The 15,835-nt window shown below is 59.1% G+C and carries 12 protein-coding genes and 1 riboswitch; of the genes, 9 read left to right on the top strand and 3 right to left on the bottom strand.

Going from position 1 to position 15,835, the window contains the following annotated elements:
* Positions 1–3: 3 nt before the first annotated feature.
* The 3 genes from zapE (at position 4) to uvrC (ending at position 3,646) form a co-directional block, all read left to right on the top strand.
* The gene (gene zapE, locus AC6I6H_RS02085) at positions 4–966 is read left to right on the top strand and encodes an AFG1/ZapE family ATPase (RefSeq protein WP_497950485.1); all 963 of its coding nucleotides are present in this window, start codon (positions 4–6) and stop codon (positions 964–966) included.
* A gap of 258 nt (positions 967–1,224) precedes the next feature.
* Positions 1,225–1,542, top strand: coding sequence for a thioredoxin (gene trxA / locus AC6I6H_RS02080; protein WP_497950483.1), 318 nt, complete (start codon positions 1,225–1,227; stop codon positions 1,540–1,542).
* Between the two features lie 97 nt (positions 1,543–1,639).
* The gene (gene uvrC / locus AC6I6H_RS02075) at positions 1,640–3,646 is read left to right on the top strand and encodes an excinuclease ABC subunit UvrC (RefSeq protein ID WP_497950481.1); all 2,007 of its coding nucleotides are present in this window, start codon (positions 1,640–1,642) and stop codon (positions 3,644–3,646) included.
* Here uvrC and AC6I6H_RS02070 read toward each other — a convergent pair.
* A complete protein-coding gene (locus tag AC6I6H_RS02070; RefSeq protein WP_497950479.1) occupies positions 3,555–5,228 on the bottom strand; it encodes a CPBP family intramembrane glutamic endopeptidase in 1,674 nt (557 codons plus the stop codon). The two genes, uvrC and AC6I6H_RS02070, sit on opposite strands and share 92 nt — an antisense overlap.
* A gap of 259 nt (positions 5,229–5,487) precedes the next feature.
* Positions 5,488–5,628: riboswitch (cyclic di-AMP (ydaO/yuaA leader) on the top strand.
* A gap of 110 nt (positions 5,629–5,738) precedes the next feature.
* On the opposite strand from AC6I6H_RS02070, the gene AC6I6H_RS02065 reads away from it, so the two are divergent.
* Both AC6I6H_RS02065 and AC6I6H_RS02060 read left to right on the top strand, forming a co-directional pair.
* Positions 5,739–7,088 (top strand): TrkH family potassium uptake protein, encoded by a 1,350-nt coding sequence (locus AC6I6H_RS02065; RefSeq protein WP_497950475.1) that lies wholly within the window; start codon positions 5,739–5,741, stop codon positions 7,086–7,088.
* Positions 7,089–7,110: 22 nt separating this feature from the next.
* A complete protein-coding gene (locus tag AC6I6H_RS02060) occupies positions 7,111–7,776 on the top strand; it encodes a potassium channel family protein (protein WP_497950470.1) in 666 nt (221 codons plus the stop codon).
* Between the two features lie 1,054 nt (positions 7,777–8,830).
* Here AC6I6H_RS02060 and AC6I6H_RS02055 read toward each other — a convergent pair.
* Positions 8,831–9,070, bottom strand: a complete 240-nt coding sequence (locus AC6I6H_RS02055) for a hypothetical protein (protein ID WP_497950465.1) — start codon at positions 9,068–9,070, stop codon at positions 8,831–8,833.
* A gap of 112 nt (positions 9,071–9,182) precedes the next feature.
* Complete coding sequence (locus AC6I6H_RS02050) at positions 9,183–10,127, bottom strand: LysR family transcriptional regulator (protein WP_497950460.1); 945 nt, start codon at positions 10,125–10,127, stop codon at positions 9,183–9,185.
* 309 nt (positions 10,128–10,436) lie between these two features.
* Here AC6I6H_RS02050 and AC6I6H_RS02045 point away from each other — a divergent pair, with 309 nt between their 5' ends.
* The 4 genes from AC6I6H_RS02045 (at position 10,437) to AC6I6H_RS02030 (ending at position 15,827) form a co-directional block, all read left to right on the top strand.
* On the top strand, positions 10,437–11,096 hold the full coding sequence (locus AC6I6H_RS02045; protein WP_497950810.1) for a succinate dehydrogenase cytochrome b558 subunit: 660 nt from the start codon (positions 10,437–10,439) through the stop codon (positions 11,094–11,096).
* A gap of 9 nt (positions 11,097–11,105) precedes the next feature.
* Positions 11,106–12,872, top strand: coding sequence for a succinate dehydrogenase flavoprotein subunit (gene sdhA, locus AC6I6H_RS02040; RefSeq protein WP_497950457.1), 1,767 nt, complete (start codon positions 11,106–11,108; stop codon positions 12,870–12,872).
* Between the two features lie 5 nt (positions 12,873–12,877).
* Positions 12,878–13,687 (top strand): succinate dehydrogenase iron-sulfur subunit, encoded by an 810-nt coding sequence (sdhB, locus tag AC6I6H_RS02035; protein ID WP_497950806.1) that lies wholly within the window; start codon positions 12,878–12,880, stop codon positions 13,685–13,687.
* A gap of 280 nt (positions 13,688–13,967) precedes the next feature.
* Positions 13,968–15,827, top strand: coding sequence for a sensor histidine kinase (locus AC6I6H_RS02030; RefSeq protein ID WP_497950455.1), 1,860 nt, complete (start codon positions 13,968–13,970; stop codon positions 15,825–15,827).
* Positions 15,828–15,835 lie beyond the last annotated feature (8 nt).

Here is a 15,835-nt window from a genome sequence, read left to right as displayed (position 1 = left end):
AACATGGAATCGTTGTCCCACTTGCTGAAATCGGCCGTCAAGCCCGAGTATTTGCGCCGGGCCGACGAGCTGGCCAAGGAGCTGCTGAGCGATCCGGTGATGGTCAAATGGCGCGAGAAGCATCCGTTTGTGACGGATGGGGACTTGAAGCTGCAGATGAACCGGGTCTATCAGTTCGTGAACGAATACAAAACCTGCGCCTACCGCTGCCCGGGGCTGGCCGCATGCCCGAACGGGCTTCCCGGTCATTGCAGCACCCTGACGGCGGAGAGCGACGGAAACGGTGTGCAGGTATACGACCAGCGCACCCCTTGCAAGAAATTCCGGGCGCATCAGGCCCAGGTGGCCGTCCGCAGCCGGGTCCACAGCTTTTATGTGGACGAGCGGGCGCTGAACGAAGGCTACTCCGCCAAGGAGATTTTGTCCATTGACATGGAACGGGCGGCGTCCGCGGACAGCGTGATCCGTTACATTGAGGAAACGAAGGAAGGCGGCCTGCCGGCTAGCGGGCTGTATCTTGCGGGCGGCCACGGCGTCGGCAAAACGTTTTTGATGTGCTACCTGCTCCATGAGCTGGCCAAAACCGGCCTCAGCGGGGCGATCGTGTACATGCCGGATTTTGCGGAGGACCTGAAGTCGATGTTCGAAGAGCCGCAGAGGCTGAAGGAAACGATGGATCTTCTGAAAACCACCGATCTGCTCGTATTCGACGACATCGGAGCGGAAAACCTGAATCCGTGGCTGCGGGATCATGTGCTCGGCACGATCCTCAATTTCCGGATGAACCGGAAGCCGACGTTCTTCACGTCGAACCACGACCTGGACACACTGGAGCGCCATTTCAGCTTTACCAGCCGGGACGGCGAGGATGAATTCCGCGGCCGCCGCATCATGGAGCGGATCCGCCCGTTCGTGCGCGTGGTACCGGTAAGCGGCAGCAACAAGCGCGGCGCCGGGGTGCGCTAGGCGGTCCGGTAGCCGGAACCAACAGCGGCCGGAGGCCCGAGCCGGCCCCGTCCGGGGCAGCAGCCCTTCGGTTTCCGCGAAGCCAGCCCCCAGCGCGGAGCATGGGCCCGGGGGAGCTTAGCTGTTTGCCGCACACCGAGCCGCCCCCGGTTCATTAGAACAAGAAGCCGGTTTGTGCTATACTGGTTCCGTTGACCCGATTTTTGGGTACTATATAGGTAGCTCCATTCATTCCCTTGCAGAAAAGGAGGATTACTCATGGCCATCGTAAACGTTTCGGACCAAACCTTCGGTGCGGAAGTGGAAGACAAAGGCACCGTTCTGGTTGACTTTTGGGCTCCGTGGTGCGGCCCCTGCAAAATGATTGCGCCGGTCCTCGAGGAACTCGATCAAGAGCTCGGCGACAGCATCAAGATCGCCAAGCTGAACGTGGATGACAACCCGGAATCGGCTTCCCGCTTCGGCGTGATGAGCATTCCGACGTTGATCGTGTTCAAGGATGGGCAGCCGGTTGACAAAGTCGTCGGCTTCCAGTCCAAAGATGCGCTGAAGAGCGTCGTATCCCGCCACCAGTAAGACGGGGCGTATACGCAACACCAGAGCAGGAGGAGGAAGCCGGCGGCCACCCGTGCCGCCGGGGGATTCTTCCTGTATTTTTATGGGGTGATACCGAATGATCGACGATACGCCGGATAACATCCGGAGCAAGCTGGCTCTTTTGCCGGACCAGCCGGGCTGTTACCTGATGAAGAACAAAGACGGCAAAATCATATACGTGGGCAAGGCGAAAATTTTAAAAAACCGCGTCCGCTCCTATTTTACCGGCAGTCATAATGCGAAAACCCAGCGCCTGGTCAGCGAGATCCGGGACTTTGAATATATTGTCACCGCCAGCAACATGGAAGCCCTCATTCTGGAGTGCAACCTGATCAAGCAGCATTCTCCCCGCTACAACGTGCTGCTCAAAGACGACAAGACGTACCCGTACATCAAGATCACCAACGAAACGCATCCCCGCCTGGAGGTTACCCGCAAAGTCCTGAAGGACAAAGCGAAATACTACGGGCCTTACCCGAACGCCTACGCCGCCCATGAGACCAAAAAGCTGCTCGACCGGCTTTACCCGCTGCGCAAGTGCCGCACCCTTCCGCCGAAAGTATGCCTTTATTACCACATGGGGCAGTGCGTCGCCCCCTGCGAGTTTGACGTCGACCCGCAAACGTACCGGGACATGCTGCAGGGCATCAACCGGTTTTTGAGCGGCGGGCACGGCGAAATACGCAAGGAGATCGACAAAAAGATGCAGGAAGCGGCCGAGGCGCTGGAGTTTGAGCGGGCGCGGGAATACCGCGACCAGATCGCCAGCATCGACGCCGTGATCCAGCAGCAGAACATCACCACGGTCGATCAGGTGGACCGCGACGTGTTCGGTTATGCGGTGGACAAGGGCTGGATGTGCGTGCAGGTGCTGTACATGCGCCAAGGCAAAATGATCGAGCGGCACGCTTCGGTTTTTGCGTATTACGGCGAGGAATACGATGACTTTCTGTCCTTCGTGACCCAGTATTACAGCGAAAACCCGGCGCTGCCGAAGGAAATCTTCCTGCCGAACCCTCCCGCGGCGGGAGAGGAAGCCGGTCTGGAGGCTTCTCCGGCGGAACAAAGCGCCGGGCCGGATGACGCCGGGCCGGATGACGCCGGGACGGATGAGGCATCCGGCCAGCCTTCCGCCCTAGAAGGAGCGGTCCGCAGCGAGAAGGACATCAAGGAAACGATGGAAGCCTGGCTCGGCTTGAAGCTGTTCTTCCCGCAGCGCGGCCTGAAACGGCAGATGGTCGAGATGGCCGCGAAGAACGCCCGCATGGCGCTGGAGGAGAAATTCCGGCTGATCGAGCGGGACGAGGAGCGCACCGTCAAAGCCGTGGAGAACCTCGGGCGGTACCTGGGCACCGACGTGATCCGGCGCATCGAAGCCTTCGACAACTCGAACATTCAGGGCAGCGATCCGGTATCGGCGATGGTTGTTTTTATCAACGGGAAGCCGGAGCGGAAGGAGTATCGCAAATACAAGGTCCGCACCGTCAAAGGCCCCGACGACTACGAAACAATGCGCGAGGTGGTGCGGAGGCGGTATGAACGCGTTCTGCGGGAAAACCTGCCGCTGCCCGACCTCGTCGTCATCGACGGCGGCAAGGGTCAGATTTCCGCTGCTGTGGACGTGCTGGAGAACGAGCTCGGGCTGTTCATCCCAGTTTGCGGGCTGGTCAAGGACGCCAAGCACAAAACCGCGCAGCTGATGGCGGGCGATCCGCCTTCGGTCGTCCCACTGCCCCGGGACAGCCAGGAGTTTTACCTGCTGCAGCGCATCCAGGACGAGGTGCACCGGTTTGCAATCACCTTTCACCGGGAAACGAGGGCCAAATCCATGGTCGTCTCCCAGCTGGACGCCATCCCCGGAATCGGCGAAAAGCGGCGAAAGCAGCTGCTCAAGCACTTCGGCTCGCTCAAAAAAATAAGAGAAGCCGGAGTCGATGACTTCCGGCCTCTCGGAATCGGAGACAAGCTGGCGCGCACGATTTTGACGGCGCTCAGGAATAATGAGGGTCCGGCGGATACGGCGCCGGGGGCGGATTCGGATGCGGACGGTCCTTCCGGAACAGCCGGTGAAGCAGCAGAATAGCTCCGGCAACCAGGAAGGGCGTCGCCATATACAGCAACCCGAGCAGAATGCCGGGCGCCGTTTGGTCGGCGTACATGTAGGCCACGCTCATCAGGAGAACGTCCATCGTCACGTGAGCGAAAATCGCCGTGAACAGTCCATACCGGAGGAAGACGTAGCCGAAAATAATGCCGAGCACCGCCACCTCGAACAAACGGGTGTAGTTTGGATAGAACGCATAGGTCGCGTGGCCGGCCGCCCAAACGACGGACGGGATGGCCACCGCCAGAAAACGGAACAGGTGGCGGAAGACGCCTTTGCCCTCGGGCAGCATTTTGCGGACGATGACGATGCCGAAAAGGCGGAATGTGATCTCTTCGCCGATGCCGGCGTACCAGGCCAGCGTCGGAAACAGCCACGGCCAATACAGGTTATCCATCGACTGGGACGGGTCGTTGATCGAGAACGTATCGAACGATGTGAAAGCGAACAGGAACAGCACCTGCTGCACGCCCAGGATAAACAAGGCGAGCAGATACCCGCGCCCCATGCTGTAAAAAACATGGCGGCCGAACTGGGGCTCGCGGAAACGGGGCCAGGGGTTCCAGCCCCGCGCCCGCCAAAGCTGATCGCCGGATACGGCGGTCAGGTACAAGGCGACGGCGAGCAGGGCGTAAAGCACAATGTTCGTCACCACCAGGACCGTATCGCTGATGCCGGCCAGATCGGAAGGCGCTACCGAGGCCAGCTGAGACGGAAGGCTGTTATAGGAATACAGCGAGATGGTCGACAGCACGATCAGCGAGAATACGATGCCCCGGCTGAAACGGACCTGCTTCCGGTTCACGATGGCGAGGATAAAAGCGACCAGGCCGAGCACAAAGGAAACGACCAGATAAAGAACCGACATCAGTCCGGCGCCGTTGTCCTGATCGGCCAGCCAGGTTGTAAAATCCGCCGGCAGCTCGAACTGCGGCATCACCTTGACCAGCTCCTCCCCCTGCGTCCGGAATTCGATGACAAGGGGCGCATCCAGAAGCCGGATGTCGCTGCTGACCATCCGGTGGACGACCAGCTCCCCGCGCTGCGTGAGGCTGGGGCCTTCTTCGTCATAGACAAAGCTTTCGGGATCGAAGCCAAGCGCCCGGATTTCCTCGTCGGCGCTGCTGTCCGCAGCCGATTCGCCCGGCGAGCCGCCTGTTTTCTCCCAGCCCAGAACACGCGGAGTGTTCGGGTCGATGCGCACGGAATAGCTGCCGCTTTCGGAAGACAAATCGACACGCCAAAACTCATCCGCCAAGGGAAGGCTGCTTTTCAAATCTTGAAACGGCCCCGTCAATTCATTCTTGGCGACGTAGACGCTTAGCGGCTTATCGGAAGCGTATACCGCACGTTTCGTTTCGGTCGGCGCGGCTCCGGTTTTGCTGCGGTACCACGCGGCTGCGGTGTTCTGCGCCGCCTCTTGCGTGACCTCGGGTTTGGCCGCGACCGCATCGGGATTGTCTTCTCCATTTGCCGCATACAAGTTGCCGGCGACCAAATACAGTATAATGCCTACTACGGCGAGAAAAATTAAAGTCCGGTTAGCTTTAAAAAGTCCCAATCAACATCCTCCTCTGACGACCGGCTTTCTTCTACCTGCCTATTATACCCTTATGCCGCGAGCGGAGTCTAATGACTGCCGGGAATAAGCGGAAGGCCCGATTTTCGGCCGGTTATCCGAATAAGCAGACGCCAAACTCTCTTAAAGCCGTCTCCACCCCCGAAAGAGGATGGAATCCTTCGGTTTATGGTGCGTTAGCGGCGAAAATCAGCCCAAATTGCCTTTGTGCGGGTACGGCGGGCAAGCTATAATCAAATCAATTGAAAATCGGCCGAATTTCGAAGCATGTGAAAACGGGGGAACCAGAAGCAACAGGGGTGAATTTCGCCGTCCGGCGAATAGGGTAACCTGCCTGCCCGAATCCGACAGCTAACCTCGTAGGCGTCTTGTGCAAGGAAACAACCGGCATTGGTTTCCCAATGTCTTTTTTTTGCGCCGCGGTCGATATTCCGAAAAAGGGTTAATACCATAGAAAAGCCGGGCGGGACCCGGCGAGGGAGAGAACGGACCTTGCTGCAAAAGCTGTTTATCCGGTTAAAGCCTCCGCAGATTCTGGTGCTCGGGTTTGCGCTGATCATTGTCGTCGGCGCGTTTTTGCTGACCCTTCCGGTTTCGTCGGCCAGCGGAGAGCCGACTGCTTTTATCGACGCCTTGTTTACGGCTACGTCCGCCACCTGTGTGACGGGGCTCGTCGTGGTAGACACGGGACTTCACTGGAGCGTGTTTGGCAAAACGGTGATCTTGACTTTGATCCAGGTGGGCGGGCTCGGCTTCATGACGATGGCGACCTTGATCATGCTCGTATTCCGCCGGCGGATCTCGCTGCGGGAGAGGCTGATTTTGCAGGAGGCGCTGAACCAGAACAGCATGGAAGGCATTGTCCGGCTGATCCGCAAGGTGCTACTTTACGCGCTGGTGATTGAAGGGGCCGGAGCGACTCTGCTTGCCATCCGCTTTTCTTTTGACATGAGCCTTGGGGATGCCTTGTTCTTCGGGCTGTTCCATGGCGTTTCCATGTTCAACAACGCCGGTTTTGATCTCATGGGGCCGCTGACTGGTCCGTTCAGCAGCCTGACCTCCTACGTCAATGACCCGCTTGTCAATCTCGTGGTTATGGGGCTGATCGTAACGGGGGGCATCGGCTTCATCGTCATTGCCGAGCTGCACGAGTACCGCAACCGCAAGAAGTTCTCCCTCCATACCAAAGTGGTGCTGTCGAGCACGGCGGCGCTTATTTTGCTGGGCGCCATTGTTTTCTTCCTGTTTGAATACACAAATCCGAACACGCTGAAGCCGCTCTCCTTTTCCGGCAAGGCATGGTCCTCTTTCTTCGCGTCGGTAACGCCGCGGACCGCGGGCGCGAACACCATCGACGTGCTCGGCATGCGCCAGGCTTCGCAATTTTTTACCATCATCCTGATGTTTATCGGGGCTTCGCCCGGCTCGACCGGAGGCGGGATCAAAACGACGACCTTCGCCATTCTGATCGGCGCTATGCTTGCGATGCTGCGGGGCAAAGAAGACATTGTCTTTTTCCGCAACCGGCTGGCCAAGGACCGGATCTACAAGGCGATCACGATGACTTTTTTCGCGCTGTTCCTCGTGGTGTTTGTTTCCATGGTCCTTTCCACGACGGAGGACGTGCAGTTCTTGCGGATTTTATTTGAAGTGACATCGGCGTTCGGTACTGTCGGCCTCTCGATGGGGCTGACGCCGGAGCTGTCCCTGGTCGGGCGCATCATGATCATCCTGATGATGTTTATCGGCCGCCTCGGTCCGCTGACCCTGGCCTATGCGCTGCAGCCGAAGCCCGAGAAGGAATTGTACCGTTATCCGGAAGGCAAGATCACCATCGGTTAAACCGGACAAGGAGGAGACCGCATTGAAACATCATCAATTCGCCGTTATCGGCCTGGGGCGCTTCGGCGCCAGCCTGGCCCGCGAGCTTTATCAAATGGGGTACGAGGTGCTGGGAGTGGACCGTGACGAGGAGCGGGTAGCGGAAATGGAGCCTTACCTGACGCATGCCGTCGTGGCCGATTCCATCGACGAGGAGACGCTTCGTTCGCTCGGGCTGCGCAACTTCGACTGCGCCGTCGTGGCCATCGGCGACGACATCCAGGCGAGCATCATGACCACCATATTGCTGAAGGACATGGGCCTGAAAAAGGTCGTGGCCAAAGCCCGGACCAACCTGCACGGGAAGGTGCTGAACAAGATCGGCGTGGACCGGGTCGTGTTCCCCGAACGGGACATGGGCATCCGCGTCGCCCACCAGCTGGGCACGCCCAATCTGCTGGACTACATTGAATTATCCAAGGATTACTCCATCGCCGAGCTGAACGTCACGACGAAAATTGCCGGCCAAACGCTTCTTGAGCTGAACGCCCGGGCTCGCTTCGGCATCAGCATTGTAGCGATCCACCGCAAGTCGGGCGAGGTATCTGTCTCCCCATCCGCCGAAGAAAAGGTCCACCTCCACGATGTCATGGTCGTCATCGGCTCGAACGAGCAGATCGAGCAGTTCGAGGGTTCGATCAACGACTAGCTTCCGCTGAGTGGTGGTTGGTCGGGCGCGGTCTGGCCTAATCAGGTGAAGAGTAGGCGCATGATATAGCGTGGCTGGGCGCGATCCAGTGAAGAGTCGCATGAGGTAACGTGACGGGTCGTGATCCGGTGATAAGTAGGCGCAGCGTATGAGGTAACGTGACGGGTCGTGATCCGGTGATAAGTAGGCGCATAATGTAGCTTGGCTGGGCGCGATCCGGTGAAGAGTAGGCGCATGGTGTGGCGTGACGGGTCGTGATCCGGTGAAGAGTAGGCGCATGGTGTGGCGTGACGGGTCGTGATCCGGTGAAGAGTAGGCGCATGGTGTGGCGTGCTGGTTATGATCGGTGGACAGGGCATGGTTGGTGCACGGCTGGTCTGATCGGTTGTACCAGGGGAGGCATGATTGTTGCCCGGACCGGACCATTTTTGGCTGTCAATTGCAGCGGACCTTTTGCAAGCAATGTACAATGGACGCTTTGCATGTCGTGGGCAGCGTCCTTTTGCATGCAACGGCCCGCTCTTTGTGATCGTCATCATTTTTAACGGTTGCCACAGCGCTTATTGAGGCCAAAAAGCCCCTTTTCAAATTCTAACGGTTGCCACAGCGCTTATTCAGGTAAAAAACAGGCCAAACGTAGCAAAAAAACGAAAATAAGCTTCGTGGCAACCGTTACAGTTTTCAATGGTTCATTTTTGGGCAAATAAGCTCTGTGGCAACCGTTAGAGATCCCGGCTTCTTAGATTTCGGCGAATAATCGCTGCTCCAACCTGTCGGGCCCCCGCGTATCACCGGAACTGGGGGAAGTAGAAGGGAGGCAGGCAAGAGCAACGTTAGCGGTCGGGGCACTGCATTTCCTCCGCGTTCCTACGCTGGACGAGGAACCACATCAAACGTAAAAAAGCTGTTCTCCCGTCGCGCAGTGGCGGAGGGAGCAGCTTTTTTTAATTTTTCGTTCCGCGTCCCAGGCAGGGAGGGGCATCCGCCCCAGGGTAGCGGGTCAAGACATGGTGTGTTTCCGCCCCCCGGCCCGCCGCCCCGCGCAGCCTCCGGCTCAAGGCGGAAGCTGCACCCGCGTGCGCGGTCCCCCGCGGCTCCGGCTCCGCGGCCGATGGCGGTCCTCCCGTGCCGCTCCCCGGCCCGCCGCCCCGCGCAGCCTCCGGCTCAAGGCGGAAGCGCCGCCCGCGTGTGTGCCGGTTCCGCCGCTCTCCGCCACGCCGCCCCGCGCCGGGAGAGCCTCCTTCTCGTCGGCCCTCCCGCGCCGCCTCCAGCTCGCGGGAGAAGCTGCGCCCACGTACGCGGTCTCCAGCCGCCCCACGCGGTGCGTCGGCCCTTCCGTGCCGCCCCCCGGCCCGCCGCCCCGCGCCGGGAGAGCCTCCTTCTCGCCGGCCCTCCCGCAACGCCGGCTACTCGGGCAGGGGCGGGAAGCCCGCGCCGGGTTCCGCGGCGTCCGCGGCGGCGCGACCGTTGAAGTGCTCGCGCGCCTTGTCGGCAAAGAAGCGGATGTGGGCCGAGCGGTAAGCTTCTTCGGTGTAAATCAGCGAGGTCGTCCGCTTGGCCTCGAGCAGCGCGGGAAGCTGGCGCACGGTCAGGTCGCCGTCCTCCAGCATCCGGCGGCGCAGGTAGGACATGGGCAGCAGCGCCGCCGTACGGAGCGCGGCCACCAGCCGGGTGGTCGCTTCGAAGGAGTCGATCTCCATCTTGACCTCCGGCTGCGCGCCGGACCGGTCGAACAGCTCGTCGATCAGCGTCCGGTACCAGGTGCCGCGCGAGAACAAAATCATCGGCAAGCCGTTCAGATCGTCCATATCCAGCTCCGGTTTTTCCAGCAGCGGGTGGCCGGAAGGGAGCACGAGCCCCAGATGGTCCTCGAACAGCGGAACGCAGAGGACGCCCGTCCGCTCCGCTCGGGATGCGACCAGGCCGAGATCGGCTTTTTTCTCTTTGACAAGCGCGATGATCTCATGGGTTTTGCCTGTGAGAACTGTGATGTCCGTCTCTGGAAAATCGGAAGCGTAGGCGGCAATCAGGTCGGGAAGCGTCGTCTGCAAGGTGGTAAGGCTGGCTCCGACAGTCAGCTGCAAAGGGGCGGCTTCCTCCCGGATGCGGCGGAAAGCCTCCAGCATTTCCTTCTGCATGGCCCGGATGCGCACGGCATATTCATAGCCGATGGCCCCCGCGCGCGTCAGCGTGAGCCGTTTGCCCGTCCGGTCAAACAGCTTGAGCCCGAGCTCCTCCTCCAGCCCCATGATCTGCCGGGACACCGCCGGCTGGGACAGATTCAGGAGCGCCGCCGCCTTGTTGACGCTTTTCTGCTCGACCACTGTCGCAAACACGTCCAAATGCTCCATATTCGATCCCCTTTATGCGCGATAGGCATTAAAATTCATGCCATTTTGACATTTCCATTATAAGCGAAAAAGGAGTACGATAAAAACAAGCGGAATGCAATAATTATTATTAAAAGATTATTGCTCTTTGCTGGTTTTGATTTTAGCCGGAGGGCCACCCCTCCTTCCGAAGACGCAAAAGAGCATCTCTTGCTTGAGCTTTTGCCGCTCGGAAAATTTTTTTATGATAGCGTTATCATGATTCGTTTTGTGGGTAAAAGGGTTAGTGGGAGAAGGAACATTTTCGAAATTGGGGGGACGTTGTCATTGGTGAGAGGGAACTCTTATTATTACCGGAAAATCCATTCACTGCTCGGCGTAATACCGATCGGAGCCTTCCTGGTCGAACACCTGATCACAAACTATTCCGCTTACAATGAAGGCCATGAAGGATTCCTGAGCAAAATCGAATGGATCAACAGCTTGCCGCTCGTTCTGGGTCTGGAAATCTTTTTGATCTGGCTTCCGCTTCTGTATCATGGCGTTTACGGGCTTTATGTCGCGTATACGTCGCGCAACAACGTTACGAACTACGGGTATTTCCGCAACGTTATGTTCATGCTTCAGCGCGTGACGGGCGTCATCACCTTTTTGTTCATCGCCTGGCATGTTTTCGATACCCGCGTGCAGCTCGCGCTCGGCAATGTGACGCATGACCAGCTCGGCGTTCGCATGCACGAAATTTTAACCCAGCCGTTTGCTTACGTGCTTTACGCAATCGCAACCGTCGCCGCCTGCTTCCATTTTACCAACGGCATGTGGTCGTTCCTGGTAAGCTGGGGCATTACGGTCGGACCCCGGGCGCAGCGGATCTCCGGATACATATGGATGGGCCTGTTTATTGTCATGTCGGTCATGTTCATCCTTACGCTGAACGCCTTCTCCGGCTCCGAGTTCGAACAAACGGCAGCTATTGCGGCGAAAGGATAGGTGAAGGATATGGCGGCTAGCAAAATAATCGTGGTAGGGGGCGGACTGGCCGGGCTGATGGCCACCGTCAAGGCGGCGGAGGCCGGGGTGCCGGTCGAGCTGTTCTCGCTGGTTCCGGTAAAACGGTCCCACTCCGTATGCGCGCAGGGCGGCATTAACGGAGCGGTCAACACAAAAGGCGAAGGAGACTCCCCTTGGGAGCATTTTGACGATACGGTTTACGGCGGCGACTTTCTGGCCAACCAGCCGCCGGTCAAAGCGATGTGCGAGGCGGCCCCCGGCATCATCCACCTGATGGACCGGATGGGCGTCATGTTCAGCCGGACCTCGGAGGGGCTGCTCGATTTCCGCCGCTTCGGCGGAACCAAATACCACCGCACGGCGTTCGCCGGGGCGACGACGGGGCAGCAGCTTCTGTACGCGCTCGACGAGCAGGTGCGGCGTTACGAAGCGGCCGGGATGGTCACCAAATACGAATTCTGGGAATTCGTTTCGGCGGTGCTGGACGAAGAGGGCGCCTGCCGCGGCATCACGGCGCAGGACCTGCGGAGCATGGAGATGCGCACATTCCGCGCGGACGCGGTCATTTTGGCGACGGGCGGGCCGGGCATCGTTTTCGGCAAAACCACGAACTCCGTCATCAACACCGGCACCGCGGCGGGCGCGGTTTACCGCCAGGGCGCCTATTACGCCAACGGCGAATTCATCCAGATTCATCCGACGGCGATTCCGGGCGACGACAAGCTGCGCCTGATGTCCGAGTCGGCGCGCGGCGAAGGCGGCCGGGTCTGGACGTACAAGGACGGCAAGCCGTGGTACTTCCTGGAGGAAAAATACCCCGCTTACGGCAATCTGGTGCCGCGCGACATCGCCACCCGGGAAATCTTCGACGTCTGCGTGAACCAGAAGCTCGGCATTGACGGGGAGAACATGGTGTACCTCGATCTTTCGCACAAGGACCCGAAGGAGCTCGACATCAAGCTCGGCGGCATCATCGAAATTTATGAGAAATTTATGGGCGAGGACCCGCGCAAAATCCCGATGAAAATTTTCCCCGCCGTTCACTATTCGATGGGCGGCATCTGGGTGGATTATAACCAGATGACCAACATTCCCGGCCTGTTTGCCGCCGGCGAATGCGACTATTCGATTCACGGGGCGAACCGCCTCGGGGCGAATTCGCTCGTTTCCTCGATTTTCGGCGGCATGGTGGCGGGGCCGAAGGCGATCGAATACATCCGGGGGCTGGAAAAGCACGCCGAAGACCTTTCCTCGCGCCTGTACGAAACCGAGCAGAAGCGGCAGGCCGATCATTACGAGTCCTTGCTGCGCATGGATGGCCCCGAGAACCCGTACCAGCTGCACAAGGAGCTTGGCGAGGTGATGACCGACAACATGACGGTCGTGCGCCACAACCGCAAGCTGGAGGAAACCCTGGACATCATCAATACGCTGAAGGAGCGCTACCGCCGGATCGGCATGACCGATACGTCGGCCTGGAACAACCAGGGCGCCTCGTTTACGCGGCAGCTGTGGAACATGATGGAGCTGGCGCACGCCATGACGATGGGCGCGCTGCTCCGCAATGAAAGCCGGGGGGCGCATTACAAGCCGGAATTCCCCGAGCGCGACGACGCCAATTTCCTGAAGACGACCAAAGCGAAGCACACGCCGGACGGTCCGGCGATCGAATACGAGCCGGTGGACGTGTCCCTGATTCCGCCGCGGAAGCGGGACTACTCGACCGACAAGAAAAAGGGAGGCAACGCATCATGACCGACATGGCCAGCGCAAGCCCGGGCGCGTCCGTTCCGCTGGAGACGGCGCAAGTCCGGACGGCGGCGAAGGAGCGCACCGTCCGGCTGATCGTGTCCCGCCAGGACAGCCCCGACGCCAAAGCCTACGATGAGGAATTCGAGATTCCGCACCGTCCGAACATGAACGTCATCAGCGCCTTGATGGAAATACAGCGGAACCCGGTAAATGCGAAGGGCTCCAAAACGACGCCCGTCTGCTGGGATTCCAACTGCCTGGAAGAAGTATGCGGCGCCTGCTCGATGGTCATCAACGGCAAGCCCCGGCAGGCCTGCACCGCCTTGATCGACAAGCTGGAGCAGCCGGTCCGGATCGCGCCGATGCGCACTTTTCCGGTCGTCCGCGATCTGGTGATCGACCGCGGCCGCATGTTTACCGCCCTGAAGAAGGTGAAGGCCTGGATTCCGATCGACGGCACATACGACCTCGGGCCCGGCCCGCGTCTGGCGGAATCCAAACGCCAGTGGGCGTATGAGCTGTCCAAATGCATGACCTGCGGCGTCTGTCTGGAGGCCTGTCCAAACGTCAACGACCGGAACAGCTTTATCGGACCGGCGGCGATTTCCCAGGTCCGGCTGTTCAACACGCACCCGACCGGCGAAATGAACAAGCACGAACGGCTGGACGCCCTGATGGAGGACGGCGGCATCGAAGGCTGCGGCAATTCGCAAAACTGCGTGCGGTCCTGTCCGAAGGGGATTCCGCTCACAACTTCGATCGCCGAGATGAACAAGGACACGACCAAGCATTTGTTCAAAAAGTGGCTGGGCATGTAAAAGGCCTCGTCTTTGGAAAAGCGAAACGCTCTCCGTATCGGCTGGTGTCAGCAGCGACGGAGGGCGTTTTGTTTCTCCGGCCCCCTTACGGGAAACGCTTGCGGGCTCCGCCTTCAATGGGGTACGATAGCGGCACAGGACCGCACGAACCGGAACGAATCCGGCGCTGCCGGTCCTGACTCGCGGCATGACGCCAAAGCGTGTCATCGGCACGCCGTACGACCGGGCGGTTTTCGGAAAATCCGCCCTTCAGGAACCAGCGAAAGGATGTTTTTACGCAATGGGCAGGCGCAGGATAAGGCTGTTCCGCTTTTTATATTGGCCGGATTGGCGGCTGGAAACCAAGCTGTTTGTCGTCTTTTTGTTTGTGCTGGTGCTTCCGATCGTGATCATCACCCATGTTTCCGCACTCCGCTACTCGGAGTCGATCGAGCGGAACACGGTCACGTATATGTCCCAAGTGACCGATAAAATGATGGGGAAGCTGGACGATTACATGGAGGACATGAAAAAAATCTCCATCATCCCTTCCTACTTGGACGCAATCCAGACGGGGCTCCAGGGCTCCAACCGGTTTTATGAGGGCCAGATGAATGCGGTCGGCACCGCGCCGCCGCCGTCAGGCGTCCTCTCCGAGGAGGAACGGACCCGGCTGGAGATCCAGAGCCGGATTTCAAACAGCATCTATTTCATCACGAACCTCAAAACCGGTACAAACACCGTCTATCTGTTCGACCGGTACGGCCATCCCTACTATGCGCTGCGCAGCAGCGTCGTCCGGAGCGACCTGGACGAGGTATACGATAGCTGGAAAACGATGGCGGAGGCGGCGAGCGGATCCCCCGTTCTGGTCAGCACCCAGGAGGTATCCGATGCGATCAACCGCAAGCGGTTTGTGTTCACTATTGTCCGTCAGATCATCGACGCCTCTTTTTCGCCGATCGGCATGATCGCCATCGACGCCAACATCGCCGTCATCGAAGACATTGTGAAGGACCTGGACAACGCGACGCACGGCACCACGCTGATCCTTGACGAAGAGAACCGGGTGGTCTACGACAGCCAGAAGCAATACTTGTCGCAAAACCTGAGCGGAAGCGACGTATTGGCCGGCGTATCGGGCACCGAAGGGAGCTTTCATACCACCGTGAACGGGGAGAAGGAGCTGACGATTTATCGGGAGTCGGCCGAAACCGGCTGGCGGATTATCATCAGCATTCCGCAAAAGCATCTGATGGCGGATGCGCAGCGGACCCGCAATTTCACCCTTCTTGCGGGGATTTCCATCGTTGCCGTCGCCATGCTGATCTCGCTTTTTCTGATCTATGCCTTGACGCGGCCGCTCCGCTCGCTGATCCGGCTCATGAAGGAAGCGCAAACCGGGAATCTGAACGTGGTGTTTCCCGTCCGCAGGCGCGACGAAGCCGGGCTGGTCGGCACGGCCTTTAACCGGATGATGCAGCGGATCGCCAAGCTGATCGAAGACATCCACTTGATCGAGCAGCGCAAAAAAGAAGTGGAGCTGGAATCGCTTCAGCACCAGATTAACCCGCATTTTATTTACAATACGCTGGAATCCATCCGGATGACAGCCGTTTTGCACGATGAAAACGAGGTTGCCGACATGTCCCGGCTTTTGGGCAAGCTGCTCCGGTACAGCATCCACCAGGGGACGGATATCGTGCCGGTGCAGCAGGAATGGGAGCATCTTGAAATGTACGTCCAGCTGCTGAACTACCGTTACGGAGACCGTTTCTATCTGACGCTTCCGGAGCAGGACCTGGCCGGCGTCGCGGTCATCAAGCTGCTGTTTCAGCCGCTGGTGGAAAATTCGATCCATCACGGGCAGGATAAAAACAATTCCCGGATGGAAATACGGATCGCATACCGGCTGGAAGGGACGGACCATGTCTTTACCGTAACGGACAACGGAGTGGGCATGGACGCGGAAACGCTTGCCCGGCTGCGGGAAGCGCTGAACGACCCCGAACGCTACCGGGACGGCCGGGGCATCGGGCTCCGCAACGTGCACGAACGGATCAAGCTCCGCTACGGCATGGGCTACGGCCTTTCGGTAGACAGCGCTCCGGGAGAGGGGACAGTCATCACGGTAAGGCTTTCTTCGGAACAAACCCCCTGACAAGGAGG

The sequence above is a fragment of the Gorillibacterium sp. sgz306347 genome, from assembly GCF_059735245.1.
This window is presented reverse-complemented; position numbering and strand designations above follow the sequence as displayed.